At 48.2% G+C, this 20254-nt stretch carries 18 protein-coding genes; 6 read left to right on the plus strand and 12 right to left on the minus strand.

Annotation, left to right across the window (positions count from 1 at the left end; genetic code table 11):
• Positions 1 to 80 precede the first annotated feature (80 nt).
• The gene (locus GQF01_RS28480; RefSeq protein WP_328803553.1) at positions 81 to 1247 is read right to left on the minus strand and encodes a glycosyltransferase family 4 protein; all 1167 of its coding nucleotides are present in this window, start codon (positions 1245 to 1247) and stop codon (positions 81 to 83) included.
• Between the two features lie 255 nt (positions 1248 to 1502).
• Here GQF01_RS28480 and GQF01_RS28485 point away from each other — a divergent pair, with 255 nt between their 5' ends.
• Complete coding sequence (locus tag GQF01_RS28485; protein ID WP_161410330.1) at positions 1503 to 2603, plus strand: YheC/YheD family endospore coat-associated protein; 1101 nt, start codon at positions 1503 to 1505, stop codon at positions 2601 to 2603.
• Positions 2604 to 3170: 567 nt separating this feature from the next.
• On the opposite strand, the gene nagZ is transcribed toward GQF01_RS28485, so the two are convergent.
• Both nagZ and GQF01_RS28495 read right to left on the minus strand, forming a co-directional pair.
• A complete protein-coding gene (gene nagZ, locus GQF01_RS28490) occupies positions 3171 to 4382 on the minus strand; it encodes a beta-N-acetylhexosaminidase (protein WP_235960597.1) in 1212 nt (403 codons plus the stop codon).
• 155 nt (positions 4383 to 4537) lie between these two features.
• Positions 4538 to 4834, minus strand: coding sequence for a transposase (locus tag GQF01_RS28495; protein ID WP_235960599.1), 297 nt, complete (start codon positions 4832 to 4834; stop codon positions 4538 to 4540).
• Between the two features lie 222 nt (positions 4835 to 5056).
• On the opposite strand from GQF01_RS28495, the gene asd reads away from it, so the two are divergent.
• Positions 5057 to 5845 (plus strand): archaetidylserine decarboxylase, encoded by a 789-nt coding sequence (gene asd / locus GQF01_RS28500; protein WP_161410332.1) that lies wholly within the window; start codon positions 5057 to 5059, stop codon positions 5843 to 5845.
• A 15-nt stretch (positions 5846 to 5860) separates the two neighbouring features.
• Entirely contained in the window at positions 5861 to 7114 is a 1254-nt protein-coding gene (locus tag GQF01_RS28505) for an MFS transporter (RefSeq protein ID WP_161410333.1), read from the plus strand.
• A gap of 310 nt (positions 7115 to 7424) precedes the next feature.
• Here GQF01_RS28505 and GQF01_RS28510 read toward each other — a convergent pair whose 3' ends face one another.
• Positions 7425 to 8864, minus strand: a complete 1440-nt coding sequence (locus GQF01_RS28510; protein WP_161410334.1) for an NAD-dependent malic enzyme — start codon at positions 8862 to 8864, stop codon at positions 7425 to 7427.
• A gap of 77 nt (positions 8865 to 8941) precedes the next feature.
• The gene (gene pdxR, locus GQF01_RS28515) at positions 8942 to 10612 is read right to left on the minus strand and encodes a MocR-like pyridoxine biosynthesis transcription factor PdxR (protein WP_161410335.1); all 1671 of its coding nucleotides are present in this window, start codon (positions 10610 to 10612) and stop codon (positions 8942 to 8944) included.
• A 134-nt stretch (positions 10613 to 10746) separates the two neighbouring features.
• Here pdxR and GQF01_RS28520 point away from each other — a divergent pair, with 134 nt between their 5' ends.
• Together GQF01_RS28520 and GQF01_RS28525 are read left to right on the plus strand one after the other, a co-directional pair.
• On the plus strand, positions 10747 to 11337 hold the full coding sequence (locus GQF01_RS28520; RefSeq protein ID WP_161410336.1) for a GNAT family N-acetyltransferase: 591 nt from the start codon (positions 10747 to 10749) through the stop codon (positions 11335 to 11337).
• A 114-nt stretch (positions 11338 to 11451) separates the two neighbouring features.
• Positions 11452 to 12762 carry an aminotransferase class I/II-fold pyridoxal phosphate-dependent enzyme gene (locus tag GQF01_RS28525; RefSeq protein ID WP_161410363.1) on the plus strand — a complete coding sequence of 437 codons (1311 nt, stop codon included), beginning with the start codon at positions 11452 to 11454 and terminating at the stop codon, positions 12760 to 12762.
• A 562-nt stretch (positions 12763 to 13324) separates the two neighbouring features.
• Here GQF01_RS28525 and GQF01_RS28530 read toward each other — a convergent pair.
• From GQF01_RS28530 to GQF01_RS28540, 3 genes are all read right to left on the minus strand, one after another.
• Positions 13325 to 13807, minus strand: coding sequence for an SRPBCC family protein (locus GQF01_RS28530; protein WP_161410337.1), 483 nt, complete (start codon positions 13805 to 13807; stop codon positions 13325 to 13327).
• 32 nt (positions 13808 to 13839) lie between these two features.
• Positions 13840 to 15168, minus strand: a complete 1329-nt coding sequence (locus tag GQF01_RS28535) for a DRTGG domain-containing protein (RefSeq protein WP_161410338.1) — start codon at positions 15166 to 15168, stop codon at positions 13840 to 13842.
• Between the two features lie 128 nt (positions 15169 to 15296).
• Positions 15297 to 15497, minus strand: coding sequence for a hypothetical protein (locus GQF01_RS28540; RefSeq protein WP_161410339.1), 201 nt, complete (start codon positions 15495 to 15497; stop codon positions 15297 to 15299).
• Between the two features lie 242 nt (positions 15498 to 15739).
• On the opposite strand from GQF01_RS28540, the gene GQF01_RS28545 reads away from it, so the two are divergent.
• Positions 15740 to 16147, plus strand: coding sequence for a cytochrome-c oxidase (locus GQF01_RS28545; RefSeq protein WP_161410340.1), 408 nt, complete (start codon positions 15740 to 15742; stop codon positions 16145 to 16147).
• A 344-nt stretch (positions 16148 to 16491) separates the two neighbouring features.
• On the opposite strand, the gene tatA is transcribed toward GQF01_RS28545, so the two are convergent.
• From tatA to GQF01_RS28565, 4 genes are read right to left on the minus strand one after another with little or no spacing between them, the layout of a single operon-like run.
• The gene (gene tatA / locus GQF01_RS28550; RefSeq protein WP_161410341.1) at positions 16492 to 16689 is read right to left on the minus strand and encodes a twin-arginine translocase TatA/TatE family subunit; all 198 of its coding nucleotides are present in this window, start codon (positions 16687 to 16689) and stop codon (positions 16492 to 16494) included.
• A 58-nt stretch (positions 16690 to 16747) separates the two neighbouring features.
• A complete protein-coding gene (tatC, locus tag GQF01_RS28555; protein ID WP_161410342.1) occupies positions 16748 to 17482 on the minus strand; it encodes a twin-arginine translocase subunit TatC in 735 nt (244 codons plus the stop codon).
• Positions 17483 to 17519: 37 nt separating this feature from the next.
• The gene (locus GQF01_RS28560) at positions 17520 to 19241 is read right to left on the minus strand and encodes a GMC family oxidoreductase (RefSeq protein ID WP_161410343.1); all 1722 of its coding nucleotides are present in this window, start codon (positions 19239 to 19241) and stop codon (positions 17520 to 17522) included.
• A 38-nt stretch (positions 19242 to 19279) separates the two neighbouring features.
• The gene (locus GQF01_RS28565; protein WP_161410344.1) at positions 19280 to 20053 is read right to left on the minus strand and encodes a gluconate 2-dehydrogenase subunit 3 family protein; all 774 of its coding nucleotides are present in this window, start codon (positions 20051 to 20053) and stop codon (positions 19280 to 19282) included.
• Positions 20054 to 20254 lie beyond the last annotated feature (201 nt).

Consider the following 20254-nt stretch of genomic DNA (forward strand, 5'->3'; position numbering starts at 1 on the left):
ATTGGTCATTTGTAACATATTCAAGCTCACTGAGAGATGTACGTTAGCCCTGAAAAATGTGCGGACACCCAGATAAATGGTTACCTCCCCAATTTATGCTTATATAAGTCATACCTCGTCTCTGCCGCCTTATCCCATGTGAACATTTGCTCGACCCGATGAATACCTTGCTCCCCCATGGCTCGTCTTAGCTCTTCATCTGCCAAAAGGCGCAATAAATAAAGGGGCAGATCCGCCTCAATCTTATTCAAATCAACTAAATACCCGACCGTTCCATTCTTAATAACCTCACCAATTCCGCCTGAGTTTGTCGCTACCACGGGTACTCCAGAAGCCATAGCCTCAATGTTAACGAGTCCAAAAGCCTCGCCTTCCCCAGAAGGCACGGCGACAACGTCTGCAAGGTGATACCATTTCGGGATATCAGCGTGCGATGTGTAGGGGACAAACTTCACATTCTGTGGCATCTTGCTCCCTTCCCGGTACAACCTTTTCACATAAGCCGTCAATCTCCTAGACCCATAGAAAGCACCGCCTACTAGAATTAGAACCGCATTTGGCTCCGCTTGAATCACAGTTTTCATCGCTTTGAGCAGATGGTGAACCCCTTTTCTTGGGATAAGCCGGCCAACAAAAAGAATGATCTTCCGGTTCTCATAGCCGAGCTCTTGTAGCTTTTTGGCGCGTGATTCGCTCCCTTCCGGAGACCACCTTGACGTAAATTTAGAAACGTCTACGCCCAAATGCTGCGTCACGATTTTATGTGCAGCAGACGGCACCTTCGCCTGCACCGCCTGTTTCAGATAATCACTGTTGACGATAACGACATCCGCCGCGGCTAGGCATACCTTCAGATATTTCTGCGAGATATACGGCAACGAAATAAAAACTTTGGAATGCAGCACCAAACTAATGAAGCATCTTGGAAAACGTTTGCGCAGGTAGAGTGCGAAATGCGGTCGATTCTCGACCTGGATGATGCCTGGCTTTCGTATGGCGATTTGCCGAGAGATGGCAGAAATATAGGAACGTGGACCCGCATAAGGAACCCTTATATACGTACACCCGTCCCGTACTTCACTTCTTGGTTGATACGACGTTCTTCTCCCCAGAACACACACGGGCATAAATTTGACGAGCTTCTCGGCCGTTTTCTGGACAACCTGTTCCACCGAGGAGCTTTTTCCTGAGGGAATGGGAAAAGAACCTGGCGTAACAATGACAACACGCATAGGTCTCTGGCTCACATGTAACTCCCCCTTCCTTCTTCTATACATATGCGGATATACAGGCAAAGTTTGGGCATCTGCCCGTTACTTACGCAAAAGTATCAGCATCCGTACAAACAAGCTGCACTGCTTTTCCATAAGCTGTAAGGGAGCCTCTATCGTGCCGCGGCGTTTTGGCAAGCCAATTCCGTAGCCCGTTTTTCTGACGAAAAACTTTAAGCTTATGCTTCCGATGCCAGTTTTTCTGGCGAAAAACTCTAAGGAGTGAAGTAGATGGTAAATCCCTATGTGGGTATATTAGTGAACGATTCCTTATACGCAGGCATTCCCCTAGGGAACACAAAATATGAAGCCATCCATTTTTACAGTGAGGCAGGCAGAGAATTTGGCATTACCCCTTGCTATTTCCGCATGCAAGATGTTCACATCCACACGATGAGAGTTCATGCCTACGTGCAAAGAGGAACTCAATATATACGTGAATGGATTCCCCTTCCCAAGATCATTCATAACCGGGCCATTTACTTGGACCATGGTTCGGATCAGGAGTTGGAAAGCTGGACACAGCATGGCATTCACGTTTTTAACCGCTGGAATCGGTACAGTAAGCTGCAAATTCACCAAATCTTGATGCTGGATGAAACCATCAGACCCCATTTGCCAGGCACCTTCCCCGCCACCCTCAAAAACATGAAAGTCATGATGAGTGCCTACGACTCTATCATTATCAAACCAACGAACTCTAGCATCGGGCGCGGTGTCATGAAAATGGATCGAACCCCTACAGGCTGGCAGCTTGTTTATCCCGCGACACTCAAAATCAGCAATAAAGTCTGGCGGCAGGTCAACTTTCGCAAACAACTGCCGTTAACCCTGCGGCGCAAAATCCAAAGCCGCGCCTATCTCGTGCAACAGCGCTTGCCTTTGGCTACCCACGACAACCGCCCCTTCGACTTGCGCGTATCCGTGCAGCGCGGAGCCTCCGGCGATTGGTGCGTGACGGGGATCGTCGCCAAAGTCGCTTCACGCAAGCTGTTCTTGACCAACGTGGCGCAAGGGGGCCAAGTAAAGACATTGACGGAAATATTGGCCGCCGACTATCCGTCTCTGAATTCCTGTGCAGTGTGTGAGCAAATTGCGGAGTTTGCCCTTCTGGTAGCGAAGTTTCTAAGCATGCATTTGCCGCATTTGGCCGATCTCGGACTTGATATCGGGATCACCAAGGATGGCTATCCCTTATTCATTGAATGCAATGGCAAGGATCAGCGTTATAGTTTCCGAGAAGCTAACATGCTGGAAGAATGGAAAGCTACCTACTATAATCCGATGGCTTATGCCAAATATTTGTTGAATGGCGGTACCCCGGTTTATTAGCCCGTCAACCTGCCCCTATCTCTGGTAATAGGAACTATAGTCCGCTATTTTGTCTCCAAACAGCCATTTGGATAATCGGAGGGAACTAGGATCCGCTATTCCCCCGATTTCGGGCTCCTTGACGGCAATTGTGAGCAAATAGGACCCTGTAGTTCCACAAAAACTGCCAATTAGCCCATTTAGCACAAATAGAGCCCTGTAGTTCCGCTCCAGCACTCTAGCACTCCATTATTCCATCATTCCATCATTCCAGCTCTATAGCATTCCACACTCCAGATCTCAAGTTCTCCAGCACTCCATCATTCCAACATTCCAGTTCTCTAGCATTCCAACTCTCCAGATCTCAAGTTCTCCAGCACTCCATCATTCCAGTTCTCTAGCACTCCAACAATCGAGATCACAACACCTCAAGTTCTTCACTTCTCTACGTCTCCACCTCTCCACCCTCTTGAACTCTCATGTCCCATCGCTCAAAATGACACCACTTTGGTCCCGCTCCTTCCCCACAATCAAAAAGAGTGCCCAAGAGTCATAACATGACTGAGGGGCACTCTTTTTGAATTTGTGCTATTTCGTGCTTAGCACTTGCTTTACAGCTTTATTGAGGGCAGCTACATCAGCCGCGCCGACGCTCTCATCCTTCAGCTTATACTTCATCTTCAGCTTCTGAATTTTCGCCACACTCTGATCAATCGTTTCCATCGGAATCTCTTTGTTCTGAACAGCTTGTCGCAGTGCTTCAATGACCTTGACAACCTTATTGTAGTCATGTCCGACCATGATGACATTAGCTCCAGCCAAAACTGATTTCACAGCAGAAGCGCCGATATCATAGTTTTGTTCAATAGCTCCCATCGTCATATCATCGGTCATGATTACGCCTTGGAATCCCATCTCCTTACGCAGCAAGTCCGTCATGATTTTCTTCGACATTGATGCCGGGTTCTGTCCGTCCACTTTCGGCAGCAAAATGTGGGCAACCATCACCGCATCTGCCTCTTGTTTGAAAGCTTCCGCGAATGGGAGTAATTCAAGCTTACGCAATCTGTCCAGATCGTTCTGGACAACCGGCAGCCCGACATGCGAATCGACAGATGTATCGCCATGCCCCGGGAAATGCTTAACAACTGACGTGATCTGCTGATCTCGCAGCCCCTTCATTTCTTGAATGCCCATAGCGTTGACCACGGCAGCATTTGCTCCAAATGAACGATCACCGATCACCGGATTTTTCGGATTGCTGTTAATGTCCAGCACAGGAGCGAAATCAACGTTCAATCCATACGCGCGAAGCTCGGAACCAATCAAGTTACCGATGTTGTAGGCATACGTTTTGTTATTCGTCTTCCCAATCTCCTGATTAGTTGGCGTTTTCTGGATCTCATCCGGCAGTCGCGTGACCCTTCCTCCCTCTTCGTCCACGCCGATCCAGAGCGGCTGCTTATTTTTGGCATTCTTTTGCTTCAGTTCATTAACCAAGGAAACTAGTTGGCTTGAATCTTTGACATTTGGCTTATATAAAATAATGCCCCCGACGTGGTACGTTGAAATCAACGCTTGGGTATTCGCATTCACGCTGTATCCATCAATGCCAGCCAAGATCATCTGTCCCAATTTTTCGTCCAGCGACATGCCTGAAGTAGAACTTGAAGGCGTCGGACTTGGCGTCGGTGCAACCGTAGGGACTGGTGTAGCTGCCGGAGCAGACGCGGAAGGCGTTGGCGCCATCGAAACAGCGGCTGACGGCGTGTTACCTTGCGGAGAAGATGCACACCCCATTAAAAAGAGAGATAACGCAGACGCACACATCATACTCTTGGTATATCTAGAAATAAAAAGATTCACACTACTACCTGCCTTTATTCTAAGATTTCCCTATTAGACGATGTATGGAATGAAATAGTTACAGTTAAAATTGGTGCTGCTACACAGGACTACTCTTTCCTAAGCTCTGTTAACAGACATTTCCACATAATATAGATGCCATAACATCCTAAATAGGCACCGCTTAAAAGGAACAGTTGGTTGTTGAAAACCGCATGAATATTCGTCATAAATACCGTATCATCCCGCAAAATATCATAAACCGCCAAAGCGGAAATGATGCCAAACACATAGGCACTGACTAAGGCAAGGACATGAAAGCCAATTCGGCAGGCTGTGAACATCCAAGCCCCAACAAGCATGCAAGCCGGAATCAAAAACAGAAGCAATACGATCATCATGGACATTTACCAGTTCACCTCATTAACAGCATTGACAAGCATATTTCACCTCAAACAGCCCTTAAACTATTTTTTTAGCCACCTATCTTGCCGTTTCTTCTTCATTCGACAATTGATTCTTTTACCTTTCTGTGGCAAGATTAGCGAAGAGTGATAAATAGGGATCTTTGAAGAAGCTTGAACGTTGGTCAAAAGCCCGCCTAACCACGAATGAACAGGAGTTAATCTATGTCAAAACCGTTCTTCAAATTGCTAACTGAGCTCTCCTCACGTAAATGGGTATCCCAAGTGACAGGAGCCTTTGCCAGGTCCAGAGCAAGTCGGATGTTCATTCCCCGTTTTGCCCAAACTTACGGTATACGTATTGAAGATGCTGAGAAGCATGTAAAAGATTACAAATCCTTAAATGATTTCTTTACTCGCCGGTTAAAGCCGGGTTTACGGCCGATTCATGAAGACGAGACACGTGTCGTAAGTCCTGTAGATGCCATGATTACAGGGATCGGGGACATCAAAGATGGCTTAATCGTCAATGTCAAAGGGCAAGACTACACCATTGAGGAGCTGCTTAACCGCTCGCCCCGCACAGTTAATTACAAAAACGGCTTTTATTTCGTCCTGTACTTAAGCCCAACCGACTATCACCGCATTCATTCTCCGATTTCCGGGGACATCCTTGAAAAAGAGCACGTGCTCGGCAAAGTATATCCGGTGAACGAATTCGGTCTTCGCCACATGAAGCGAGTACTTAGTCGCAATGAGCGGTTAATCACCTTCATCCAGCATCACACAGGTGAAGTTGCCGTCGTAAAAGTCGGGGCGCTGAACGTGAGCTCAATTCAGTACGTCAAGCCGCTTCCCAAAACATTGGAACGTGGCCAAGAGCTGGCCTATTTCGAATTCGGCTCAACCGTTGTGCTGCTTTTTGAAGATGACATGTTTGAACCTCGCCCAGACCTTAAGCTTGGTTCCAAAGTGAAAATGGGAGAAGACCTCGGCCGTTTCCTAGATACATAGCGAGAGGAGCGCATCATGGCTGCCATAACAACACCATCTTCCGAATCCAAAAGCTTGCAGGGTGCAGGAGATATTAAACCAACTGTTTACCGGATCCTATTTGCAATCGGCCTTGTACATTTGCTGAATGACTCTATCCAATCCGTCATTCCCGCCATCTTCCCAATTCTGAAAAGCGAAATGGGATTAAGCTATTCCCAAGTAGGTTGGGTACAGTTCGCCATCAATTTCACGGCTTCTATCATGCAGCCCGTAGTCGGTTTATATTCTGACCGCAAGCCTTCCCCCTACATGCTGCCGATTGGTATGGCGTCCACCCTTACGGGGATGCTGCTGCTAGCCTTCGCCCACTCGTATTGGGTCGTGCTGCTGTCTGTATGCTTTGTGGGGCTAGGCTCCGCTGCTTTCCATCCAGAAGGTTCTCGGGTGTCGCATATGGCTGCAGGTGGACGCAAGGGCTTGGCACAGTCCATCTTCCAAGTTGGCGGTAACTTCGGCCAATCGTTGGCTCCTGTCATGACCAAATGGATTTTCATACCGCTTGGACTCTTCGGTTCCATATGGTTCACAGGCGTTGCTGCGATTGCGATAGCTGTACAGATGTTCATTGCACGCTGGTACAAAGCTGAGCTGACTAACTTCCCAGTCAAGCCTAAGTCAACGGTGAAGCGAACGGTCAATCCCGTTCATCGCAAACGTGTCTTTTTCGCGATATACGTATTGATCTTCCTTGTTTTCGTTCGGTCATGGTACGGCGCTGCAATGAGCGGCTATTTCGCTTTCTTCCTGCAAGATAACTACGGCATGTCAATTAACCGAGCGCAGGACTTTATCTTCTTGTTCCTCGCGGCTGGCGCTGTGGGAACATTTTTTGGTGGTCCGATCGCAGACCGCTTCGGTAAGCGCAATGTCATCTTCTTCTCCATGCTGGGTTCAGCACCATTCGCTTTGCTGCTGCCGCATGTTGGTATTACTTGGTCTTATGTCTTGCTTGTCGTCATCGGTATTATTCTCTTGTCCAGCTTCTCCGTTACTGTGGTCTATGCCCAAATGCTGTTCCCTGGCAAAGTAGGAACCGTATCCGGCCTTATTACTGGACTCGCCTTCGGACTTGGCGGTATCGGCAGCGTCGTTCTTGGTAATCTATGTGACGCGATCGGCACGACGCGTGTGATGGAATTATGCGCATTCCTGCCGCTTCTCGGCATTCTGACGTTCCTTCTTCCTACTGACAGTAAGTTAAAAGAGTGGACAGCGGAACAGAATTAACACAAAAAACCTTGCATAGCAGACTGGAAACAGCTGCTGGTGCAAGGTTTTTTTTGTGCTGACGCGCGCGCGTCAGTATCGTCAAAGCAAGTAACGCCGATTTCTCCTGCTAATTTCCGTTATTGATCCAACTTTTCTCAATTAACTGGAGTTTCTACCGCTATTTTTCCCAAATTTAGCCTATCTTGTTCAAAATCAGCGTATTAACTGGAGTTTCTACCGCTATTTTGCTCCCTGCCGCAGAGCAGCGCAGATTAGCGGTAGATTTTCCATTTAAGTAACCAGATGAGGTGAGATTATTTTCACCCGTTTATTCGTGATGGGACTCTTGCGTCTCGCGTTGACGGCGGCGGCGAGCCACACCCGATTCATAAGCGGCTTCCATGACTGCTTCGCGTACCTTCTCAACAACCGCATGGTTGAATACGCTCGGAATGATGTAATACTCGCTCAGCTCATCTTCATTCACAACCGAAGCAATCGCTTTGGCTGCTGCAAGCTTCATTTCTTGCGTGATTCGGGAAGCACGGCAATCCAGTACTCCGCGGAAAATGCCTGGGAAACAGAGCACATTATTGATTTGATTCGGATAGTCTGAACGACCTGTCGCCATAACGCGTACGTAAGGCTCCGCGTCTTCTGGCGTAATTTCCGGTGTCGGATTGGCCATCGCGAAGACAATCGGGTCAGTCGCCATTTTCTTCACATCGTCTACTTTCAAAACACCTGGACCGGATAGCCCGATGAAAATATCAGCTTCAGCAATCACATCGGACAAAGTTCCTTTTAGTTCTAAAGGATTCGTGTTATTCGCATACCAATCCCACATGGAGTTTGTATAGCTTTCACCACGTACGATTGCCCCTTGACGGTCTACACCGATGACGTTCGTGACGCCGGCAGCTAGCAGCATTTTTGTACAAGCAATTCCTGCTGCTCCGATGCCCGTAATTACAACCTTACACGACTCCAACTGTTTGCCCACCACCTTAACTGCGTTAAGCAAACCAGCAAGAATAACAACCGCTGTCCCGTGCTGATCGTCATGGAATACTGGAATATCCAATTCATTAATCAACCGTTCTTCAATCTCAAAACAACGCGGCGACGAAATATCCTCTAAATTAATACCGCCGAAAGCAGGTGCGATGGCTTTCACAGTACGAATAATTTCCTCTGTATCTTGTGTGTCCAGGCAAATCGGGAAGGCATCAACGCCTGCCATTTGCTTGAACAGCATAGCTTTACCTTCCATAACCGGCATAGCTGCTTCTGGCCCGATATTGCCGAGTCCAAGAACCGCTGTTCCGTCAGAAACGACAGCAACTGTATTCCGTTTGATCGTTAATGAGTGCGCTTTGGATGGATCTTCATGAATCGCCATACAAACACGAGCGACTCCCGGCGTATATACACGGGACAGATCGTCCCGATTTTTAATCGGAATCTTCGGAGTGACTTCAATTTTGCCGCCCAAATGCATAAGGAACGTTTGGTCGGATACGTTAATTAACCGTACACCAGGAATACCTTTCAATACTTTAACAATCACTTCGGTATGATCTGGATCGCTAACTTGAACAGTAATATCCCGTGTTGTTGTTGTTTTACTGGCTCGCGTCACGTCAACCGCGACGATATCGCCACCGGCATCGCCTATGGCTGTAGCAATTTTACCAAACGTGACCTGTTCTTTATGTATTTCCAAACGCACAATCACGCTTGTGCCTCCACCATTTAATCCTGCCATTTAGGGATCACTCCTACAATAAAATGATTAATTGACCACATGTTAGATCATAGCATACTCTGTCAATCCTGCCAAAATCATATTGTTGATTTTATGACATTTTCTGAGATTTGTCGCAGGGCAGCGACGCCTTGGCGTATTTCCTGCTCGCTGAGATGTGCAAAACCGAAGCATGCCCCGGCCCTCCCCGCGGGGATGCCGTAGGAACTGGCGTCGCTCCACGTGACGCCAGCTTTACGGCACTCGGCTGCATAAGCGGCATAGGTGCGGGGGTCCCCCCGCCACCAGCCGAAGAGATGCAGCCCCGCGTCACTCTCCACCCACTCGAAGAGGGTGGAGAGCTGCTCCTGCAGCAGCGCTTGCAGGAGCAAGAACTTACTCGCGTACACCCGCCGCATGCGGCGCAGGTGTCGCTCGTAGCCGCCGCTCGCCATGAAAGCAGCGAGCGAGCGCTGTTCGAGCAGCCCCGAAGGGTGCGGCTCGTATAGCCGCTTCGCGGCTACAAAAGCGTCGTGCAGCGCCTCAGGCAGCACGACATATCCGATGCGCAGGTCCTGCAGCATCGTTTTGGAAAAGGTGCCGATGTAGACCACTCGGCCCTCTTGGTCTAGCACCTTGAGCGGCTCAATGGGCCGCCCGCGGTGCCTGAACTCGCTGTCATAATCGTCTTCGACGATGACAGCGCCCTGCTCTGCCGCCCAGCGCAGCAATTGCTGGCGGCGCTCTAGACCCAGCACCGCCCCCGTAGGGAATTGGCGGCTGGGTGTCACGAACAGCAGCCGTGCGTTCCACGGCTGCGGGGCAAGCCCTTGCCCATCCACCTCTGCGTGGATGGGCACACCGCCAGCCGCCAGCACAGCGCGGCTGGCGCCTTGGTAGCCCGGGCGCTCCAGGATGACGGGATCGCCTTCGTTCACAAGCATTTGGGTCAGCAGCGCGATCGCTTGCATCGACCCGTTAACGATCACGATGCGCTCTGGTGGCGCCTCGATGCCGCGTATTCGCCTTAGGTGCTGTGCGATCGCTTCGCGAAGCGCATAATGCCCCTCGGCGACGTGAGCTTCTGCCTGCGGCGACTCTGTCATGCGCCGCACCTGCTCGTACATTCCGCGGTTCCATAGCTCCCGCGGGAATTCATCCAATTGCGGCCGACCCATCACGAACGCAATCTTTCTCCCTTGCTCTTGCTCTTGCTCTTGCTCTTCCTCTTGCTCTTGCTCTTGCTCTTTCCCACGTTCTTGCTCTTCCTCTTGCTCTTGCTCTTGTCCTAGCTCTTCCTCTCGCCCTAGCCCTTGCCTTAGCTTTTCCTCCCGCTCTTGCTCTTTCCCACGCTCTCGCTCTTCCTCTTGTCCTGGCCCCCATTCCTGTCCTTGCCCTTGCCCTTGCCCCTGCCCTCGCCCCAACCCCCGTCCATCCCGATCCGCCTCACAAACCCGCGTCCCCCAGTCCGAAAGCCGGATAGCCTTCCCCTCAAACGGTACCCGCTTCTCCTGCACACCGTTATAAACAACATAAGTCCCTCTACCGACATCAGCTTGCAAATAACCTTCAGCAATCAGCATATCGTACACCTGATTAACAGTCCCCCGCGATAGCCCGTACAAAGCAGCCAATTCACGACTGGAAGGCAGCTTCGTATCCCGCACCAGCTTATTTGCGAGTATGTTGTCATGCAGGGCATGATACAAAGCCGCATATTTACTCGTATATCTCGCTTGATAGGTAGGGTACGGTATATGAAAATCCATACGTGCTCCTCCTTTGTTACGTCTACAATTGGTCTACATAAATTCAACCAAATTGGCTCTTTTTATTACACCATTTTACCATTATGCTTATTAAAATCTCATAAATCTGACTTTTTGACAAGGAGAATACGCCGATGAATTTCCAACCTATCAAGCTAGAAGGTACCCAAGTTATTCTACTGCCCATGCAGGAATCCCACATTAACGCTCTAGTGGAGGCTGCCTCAGATCCTGCCATCTTTGCCTACATGACCCCGCTGCTTCAACCTTCAGCCGTTGAACAATTTGTCCGCCAAGCCTTAGATGAGCAAAAAGCTGGCCTAGGCATCCCTTACAGCGTATATGATAAACAGTCCGATAGCTTCGTCGGCAGCACGCGCCTTTTCGACTACTCGGCCGCAAATCGTCACGTTGAGATCGGTCATACGTGGTATAATCCACGTGTTTGGCGGACCAGAATTAATACAGAGTGTAAGTATTTGTTGCTGCGACACTGTTTCGAAACCTTGGACCTCCTGCGCGTGCAGCTTAAAACAGACCTAAGAAACGAGCGCTCCCAAGCAGCAATTACACGTATAGGCGCCCAAAAAGAAGGCACACTTCGCCAACATCGCGTGCTTCATGACGGTTATGTGAGGGACACCGTGATGTTCAGCATTATTGCCAGCGAATGGACGGATGTGAAGCTGCGCCTAGAAGGATTTTTAAATCAAGTAAAGGTTTAGATCCGATTATAATTCTATCCAAAAAAATTTGTTTCTCGCAGTGACGTACCGGGGTGAAAGTGGTATAATAACTGCAAAAAATGAATAGCACATTGGAAGGAATGACCCATGCTTATGAATCCTCTGGCACGACAGTTAAACGAGACCCTGGAACGTGAAAATTCTCACGTATTTGACATGCTTTCTGCATTAGGTAAATCGATTTACTTCCCGAAAGAAGGCATTCTTAGCCAATCTGCTGAAGCCAAGGCCAAAGCCAAAAAGTTCAATGCTACGATTGGTATTGCGATCGAAAACGGTCAGCCGATGCATTTAAAGGTCATTCAAGATACTCTCTCCACGTACGCACCTAAAGATATATATGAATATGCGCCGCCAGCTGGTAAGCCTGAGCTCCGCAGCGCATGGCGCAAAAAGATGCTCGAAGAAAACCCTGAGATCGGCAACAAACTGATTGGCAACCCGATCGTAACGAATGCATTGACGCACGGTTTGAGTATCGCAGCTGATCTTTTCGCTGATGCAGGCGACTCTGTTATTATTCCGGACAAAAACTGGGAGAATTACGAGCTCACTTTTGAAATCCGCCGTGGTGCAAAAATTGTGAACTTCCCGCTCTACAATGAGGAACAGAAGTTTAATGCTGCTGGCCTCCGTGAAGCGCTGCTTGCTCAACAATCCAAAGGTAAAGCCATCGTTGTCTTGAACTTCCCGAACAACCCAACAGGCTACACGCCTGGGGCTGAAGAAGGCAATGAGATTGCTGCCGCGATTAAAGATGCAGCTGAAGCTGGAATCAATGTCGTTGTGCTAACTGACGATGCTTACTTCGGACTTTTCTTTGAAGGTTCTCTTCATGAGTCCTTGTTCGGTAAATTAGCGGACATTCACCCACGTGTGCTGGCGATCAAAATTGACGGTGCTACCAAAGAAGAATACGTCTGGGGCTTCCGCGTTGGTTTTGTCACTTATGCGGGCCAAAGCGAAGCGATGCTTAGCGCACTAGAACAGAAAACAATGGGTATCATCCGTGCGACGATCTCCAGCGGGCCTCACCCATCCCAAACTTTCGTGCTTCATGCGCTTAACTCCCCAGAGTTCAATCAGCAGAAGCAAGAGAAATATGAGATTATGAAAGGCCGTGCGAACCGTACGAAGTCCCTTCTGGACTCCGGCAAGTTCGATGATGCATGGGGCTACTACCCGTTCAACTCCGGTTACTTCATGTGCCTGAAGCTCAAAACGGTTGATGCCGAGACGCTGCGTCTGCACTTGCTGGATCAGCATGGTGTGGGTACCATCGCTCTTGGGGCAGCTGATCTTCGCGTCGCTTTCTCCTGTATTGAAGAAGGCAACCTGGAAGAGCTGTTCAACCTCATTTATCAAAGCGTAAAAGAAATCGAAACCGTCTCCGCTAGCAAATAGCTGAAACGAACAAAGGGGCTGTCTTATAGGGTCTAAACCGACCTATGAACAGCCTCTTTATTATCCGATTATGCAAAGTTTTCCTCACAAGCGAACTACGGTCCGCTATTTCCCGCGAAAACAGCCTTAGAACCAATTAATGGGAACTACCGACCATCCCCTATTCAGCATGAACTTGCCAGCCAATTCCAAAGGACACCACTGACGTTAAGATCGTGAAAATCGACCCGTTTCATTTCTAACGGACACGGGTAACCTTATTTGCCGATTTCGAGGCGAAATCAAGGCCGAAACAAACAAATAGCTGCGCTGGTGTCCGTTAGATTTTCAAATCGCCTATAATTCGCCGAATAAGAGCGGCTGTGTCCGTTAGAAAGTCGAAGGAGGCGTTGGCACACCTTGCCAACCGTTCAGTCCTGCTTCAGAATACGGCTGATTCCGTAAAATCAGGATTGATCAGCCAAAAAATGGTCAGATTTCTAATGATCAGTCTCTGTTAGTCAGGCCGCTGAGGTTTCACTGTCTGATGGTCATATGATTATAGTGCTGGTCTGCTTACGTATCAACCAACCTGCCGAACCAGCTCACCATACTGTTCGTACCATTTCTTCCACTCATCCATCGGAAAATCTATCGCTTGCCCATCCAGCAGTGCAGCCATCATTTCCAGACACACATGCCAGCCAGCTAAGTCCTTGGGCGTATGGTCCGTCATCGTGCCAATGAACTCTTTTAGAACTAATAGGGTTCCCTCTGACCTAGCCGAAACTTCAAAACGGACACGATCTTTCCCCCATATAAATTCCAGCACAGAAAGCGGCTCGTAATCGGTAATCTCCATATCTATCCGTGTACCCGAGCCATCCTTCATATCGAACTTCATGTGGCCGCCCTTGCGCAGATCCTCGGCTTGAAGATTGGTCATCCATTTCTCTAGGCGATCATTTTCGGTAAGTGCTGCCCAAATCTCGCTGACGGTATGCTCAAGCGATCGATTATACTGAACGATATATCCGTTCTCATTTTTGTGAATCGAAGCAATCATGTGCATGTCCTCCTTAGATTAGAGTTGCAATGTTAAAGGATGCGCGCCGTAAACATCGCTCTAGCCACCCTGGCGCCATTCGCCACGATTTCCATATCAACCTTGCAAAATCGGCGTGTCATTTCCACAATCGTCGGCACAATATCAAAGGACTCGTCCATTTGCAGTGGAATCAGAAAATAACAGGATGAGCTATCCAGAATGAGATCGCCTTTCTTATGTTCCTTAACCGTGCGATAGGCCGCACGAATCATAATCGTGGTGAGTACCCCCTCCGATACCAAACCTTCGAAGTTCGTCATTTGAGGCGTAATGCTCCCTTTAAAAGATAGCTTCCCTTCGGCGTCGCGCACTTCATCGATCCCTGCATAGATCTGCACCTCGAAGGTCTCCCCGTTCTGTGGCTGCTGCTGCATATGCTGCATCGCTTTCATGACATCTTTGCGACTAATGACGCCGATCATTTTCCGCTCACTATCGATAACTGGCAGCAGTTCAATTCCTTCCCATACCATCATGTGCCCTGCTGAAGCAACAGAAGTCTTCAAGTTAATCATGAGTGGATTCGGTGTCATTAACAGGCTGATGAGCTGGTTCGGTTTCGCACCCACGATATCTTTGGTTGTGATCATCCCTATGGGCACTTTATTGCCATCAATGACAGGGTAGCGCGTATGCATGGTTTTATCAGCCAGCCTTTGCATATCTTTGACGGTCTCCGTTCCTTTCAGCGAGTAAACCGGACTGTCTTTGCGCATGATGTCTTCGACAATCATTATCTTTTTCTTGATCAGCCTGTCTTCCATCGCGCGATTGATCATAGTGGCCACCGTGAACGTATCAAAAGAACTCCCGATAATCGGCAGCTGAAGCTCATCCGCCAGCTCTTTGACTTCAGGCGTCGTATCAAAACCTCCCGTAATCAACACCCCAGCCCCTTGGCTGAGAGCGCACATATGGGCTTGCACGCGATTACCGACAATAAGCAAATTGCCCGCTTCAATGTATTTCAACATCGCTTCGAGCTGCATAGCGCCAATTACGAATTTGTTCAGTGACTTATGTATACCGGAAGATCCTCCAAGCACAACGCCTTCCACCACATTCACGATTTCCGCGAACGTTAGCTTATCAATGACTGGCTCTTCTTTTTTCTCCATGCGTATCGTACCGATTCGGCGTTTGGTGCTGACCAGCCCGATGTTTTCCGCCTCTTTGATGGCTCGATAAGCTGTTCCTTCGCTCACATCCAAGTCTTGAGCAATTTGCCGAACAGACAGCTTGGTGCCGACAGGCAAAGATTCAATATATTTCGTAATTTGTTCATGCTTCGTATGTAGCTCCGAATGGCCTGTGCTCATCGATCACACCTCGCTGAACTGTGCTATAACATTGAGATAAGTATAGTACATTCATTTGGAAAAAGTAAGCAAATCACCCGATTCTCAAGCACCTTATCAACCTGTTATACAAAATAAAAACCTGCCGATTATCCGGCAGGCTCCATGTCATAATCAAACCCATAATAAAGTGCCAAAGCTACTGGTGATAAGGGATAGAACGCTGTATCTCCACACTCCTCGTGTGTGGTTCGTTCCTGTCGATTCGCCATAATTCTCTGAAAGTCATAGGTGTGTTGGCGTGAAACGTTTTTACTCTCGAACTCCATCGAAGATGCCAAGCTGCTCATAACCATCTCCCCCTTCAGACGCTCGCCAATGTATTATTACATTTAACATAGTGATAATATATTATATAAATTTCAAAAATATATGTGAAACAATAATAAAATTTTAATTTATTTTATAACAATGCATCGCGAATTAATCGGCTCAATAAAATATTTAATCTAATTTGGTTCCTCACGCCTTATATTTTGTTGTATACAACATACGATAAGTGTGAAGTACAAATTTGGAGGGGATTCGCTGAATGGCAAAGACATTTTTAAAGATTGCTGCGGTTTACATCACATTAGGTGTTCTACTGGGAATGTTGATGGGCATCATTCAGGATTTTAGACTTGCCTCGGTCCATGCGCACTTGAATTTGCTAGGTTGGGTATCAATGGCGATATTCGGTCTCATCTATCACTTCTATCCGCATGCAGCAGAAACACGTCTTGCAAAACTTCACTTCTGGTTACATAACATTGGTTTGCCTCTTATGCAGGGTGGACTCGCGATTGAGATTCTCTCTGGCAATTCCGCCATGCTCCCGCTTGTCATTGTCAGTTCCTTGCTCGTCGTTATTGGCGTCATCCTCTTTACGATTAACCTGTTCCTGCAGCTTGGAAGTACATCTGTGAAACAAGCGAAGAATAAGGACTTGCCTGGTTGATCAAAAGTCATCTGACATTGAGGCGGCAACGCAATACCTTCAAAAAATAAAAAAAGCCGTCAGGATCCTCCTGACGGTTCTTTAAGCTATCATTTCCCCAAAAAAATCTAGTGGGAATCCGGCTATAAGCTCATGCAAGGGAACTAGAGTCCCTTATTTGGAGAAAAAAGGCGAGTTTCCCTTCTGAGCGGAACTACAGGCGCTTATTTGTCCGCCATGCTGTTTTTTCAGGCGAAATTGATAAAATAGAGAACCGTAGTTCCGCTTCCTCATGAAAAGTGCTCCTTTTCATCAAAATAGCGGACTACAGTCCCCTCCCCCGCTAATCCACTACGTCCGCCCTCTCAAAAAGGCTTCTTACCCTCATTCTCAATCAGCTGCTCGCGTTCGCCCTCATCCATGATATTACGCGTTGAATTACGGAACTCTCGGAGCGTATCGCCAAATGCTCTTCCCAGCTGCGGCAATTTGGACGGGCCGAAGACGATTAACGCAATCGCCAAAATCAAGATTAAACCTGATACACCAATGTTGTTAAACATGCGTATCCTCCTTTTTATATGATAACTTAGCTACTTATCGAACTGTTTTGCCTCATTCTTAGCCATTCGTTGGACTGCTTTGCCTCATCATCGCTCTCCACTGCCAGTTGGAGGCCAAAGCACTGATCTCAAACAGCAACAGCAATGGAACCGTTACCGATAGATGTGAAACCATGTCAGGAGGCGAAATGCATGATCCTGTAATCGTTAAAGCGATGTACGCGTACTTCCTGGACATTTTCAAACGCTGCGGCGTTAACAGTCCTATTTTGGTCAAAAACAGAAGAATCACGGGCAGCTCGAAAGCTATGGCCATCGGAAATACGATTTGAAACAGAAACCCAAAGTACCGGTCAATGCCATAGGTTTCCACCGCGCCAATGGTTTGATTCATACGCATCATAAAGCGAACCATCATGGGGAAGACGACCCAGTAGCTGAACGCCACCCCGATGATGAAAAGCGCAAAAGCCACTGGAATGTAAGGAAGAGCGCTTCTGGACTCCGCTTCTGTAAGCCCTGGCCTGACGAATGCCCACAACTGATAGAGCATCACCGGTACTGTAAACAATAAAGCGAAGAGGAATGCGCACTTCATATAAATCATCAGCCCATCTGTAAACGAGAACACATTCCACTTAATCTCACCGATCATAGGCTGCCTTTTCAAATACAGCAGGATGTCACTGGAGAAATATAACCCGGCGCATAACATGATGACAAACCAAGCCAACACAATAATTAACCGTTTGCGGACCTCGGTAAGATGCAAAATCAAATCTTCTTGCTCCATGCGGGGCCTCCTATCTATGGGTCACCTTCGCGCCTGATTAAACGACCATTCCGCCTTGTTTCAAATATTTCGCGATCCCTTCAACGGCTCGATATGCAAGAGCACCCACGGTTCCTGTTGGGTTATATCCGCTGTTATGAGCGAATGCTGACGCTCCGACAACGAAAACATTTTCAGCATCCCACATTTGCAAATAGGAATTAACCGCCGAGGTAGAAGGATCCGCCCCCATGATGACTCCGCCTGTGTTATGCGTGGACTGATACGGCACGATATTGTAAGGCCCGAGCTGATCCGATGAGCCAATGCTCGTTGGATTCATTTCCTTCATAATTTCAGCGGCTTTACCGCTTACGAATTTGATCATCTGCCGATCCTGCTCTTCGAAATCAAACGTAATTCGCGGCAACGGGAGCCCATAGGCATCTTTATAGGTAGGATCCAGATCCACATAATGATGCTTCCAAGGCAAGCTTGATCCTTGCGGGGACACAGCCAAGACGCTATTCGCGTATTTCAGTGACTTTTGCTTGAAATCTTTCCCCCACGCAGGTGTGCCTTTGGGAACTGAGTTGGTCGCAATCGGCCGTTGTCCGGTTTGGGAGATCCGAATACCCGCTCCATGCAGGAAATTAAGGCTGCTATGGTCAAAATTATCTCCATTGAAATCAGGAATCTCCATGCCAAGCGATCCTGCACCGGCATACAGATTGAACGCCTTGTCATCAAAAAATCCCGTAGCCGAGCCGCCGTTCGTTTGGTAACAATAATTTTTACCGATTACTCCTTTACCTGAGGCGGGATCATAAGGTTTACCCAGTTTAGATGTCAGCAAGAGCTTAATGTTGTTGAACACATAGCTGGCCATAATCACCACATCAGCAGGCTGCTCGAACTGTTCGCCTGTCACCGTGTTGACGTAAACAACTCCACTCGCCTTCTTCCCGTCATTCAACACTTGAATGACATTTGAGTAAGAGCGCAGCTCGAAATTGCCCGACTTCTGAGCAATTGGCAGCACTGTGACCACTGCATCCGCCTTGGCTCCATACTCACAGCCAAAACGCTCACAATATCCGCAGTACTGGCATGCCGCTCTGGTAATACCGTCCGGATTCGTATATTGCTCGGACAGATTCGCCGACGGCATCATATACGGGTGATAGCCCAGTTTTTTCGTCGCATCCTCGAATAACTTCAGAACTGGCGTTTTCACCATCGCCTTGGTTGGGAACGGATTCGTACGCTTGCCCACCATCGGATTCTGATCCGGATCGCCTGAGATGCCTGCCAGCTTTTCAAATTTATCGAAATAGGGCTCCAATTGGTCATATGTAATGCCCCAGTCCTGGATAGTCATTCCATCTGGTATCTTCTGCTTCCCGTACCTCTCGACCGTTTTACTGTAGATTTCAAAATCGTACGGAAGGAACCGGTACGTTTGTCCATTCCAGTGAATACTCGACCCGCCGAGCCCTTCTCCGAGCAAAAAGGAGCCGTATTCTCGCATAGGAACAGCCGCCAGCTTCTCCGTATTACGGAATGTCACCGTTTCCTTGGATAGGTCCTGCATCAGATCGTACCTGGAGGCATAACGCAGCTCGTCATGCACCATGTAGTAATCCTGGGTACTTCTTGGCTTCCCACGCTCTAGTCCAACCACCTTGACTCCTTGCTTCGACAGCTCGGCAGCGATGATGCCCCCGACCCATCCCATTCCAACAATAACTACTGGAACTTTTGGCATTTTAGTAGCCATGTGCTTTTTTCCCTTCCTTCATCGGATTTCGCTCTTAATTAATGTACAAAATGATCATGCAAGCTCCGTGGTTCCATAGCGACAAATTGATCCTTGCTCATGACATCGGTGTAGCTCATTTGGTTGCCTGGATATTTCCGCATTTTCCAGCCCTGCATATCCTTATTTCCCCCATATAACGGGTCCGAATACACGCCTTCCATCACGAGCACACGGAATTGATTGAAAAAGGTTTTACCTGTTACGCCATTCACAACATTAATTTCGCCTTTTTCCATCGAAGTGAGAATCGCATCCTGTTCCTCAGGAGCCAGCTCTACGAAGGACTTCGTATATTTAGATTTGCTCGCTTCTTCCATGCTCTGCAGTCCCATCGTGATCAGTTCGTGGCGCTGAATACTTAAGTAGTCGCCCTGCGTCACTTCCCCTTTAACGAAAGGGCCTGTCCGATACGTCCGGGCATTCACGCCCCAAGGACTTGCCAACTGATGATCGATGTAAAAAACAACTCCTAAATCCGTTGCTCCTGGACCGCTTTCATCTTTTGGGAAAATACGTTCAGCCGCAGCTTCTGTCATCTGTAGCTGAGCCTGGTTGAAAAACATAGGCGCTCTGTTGTAGTCCGTTCCTGCTTGAACTTGCGGAGATGCCGATGGCGAAGGGGTTGGCGTTGCTGACTTTTTGGTGAATCCACCGGAAATCGCACTGCCAATCACCCCTCCAACCACTACACCACCAATGGCAGTGCCGGTATATTTCAGGAAACTGCGTCGCGACTGGTCAGGGGAATTTTCCACATTTTTATCAGCCATATGGTTGCCTCCTTGGAATTTTATGAACAATAGGTTAGTTATGGTAGTTATGGATATCATGAGCCCAGAGCCCTTATCTTATTCATTATTTGCATGAAAAATTGGTAATTCGGGCAATGTAAATTTACAGTCATTACGCAGATTATTGCATGCAATCAGTGGCTGTCTTGCACTTGAACCTACGTATATGAGGAGAAGTTC

The sequence above is a fragment of the Paenibacillus silvestris genome (assembly GCF_009882985.1).
Lineage (GTDB): Bacteria > Bacillota > Bacilli > Paenibacillales > NBRC-103111 > Paenibacillus_E > Paenibacillus_E silvestris.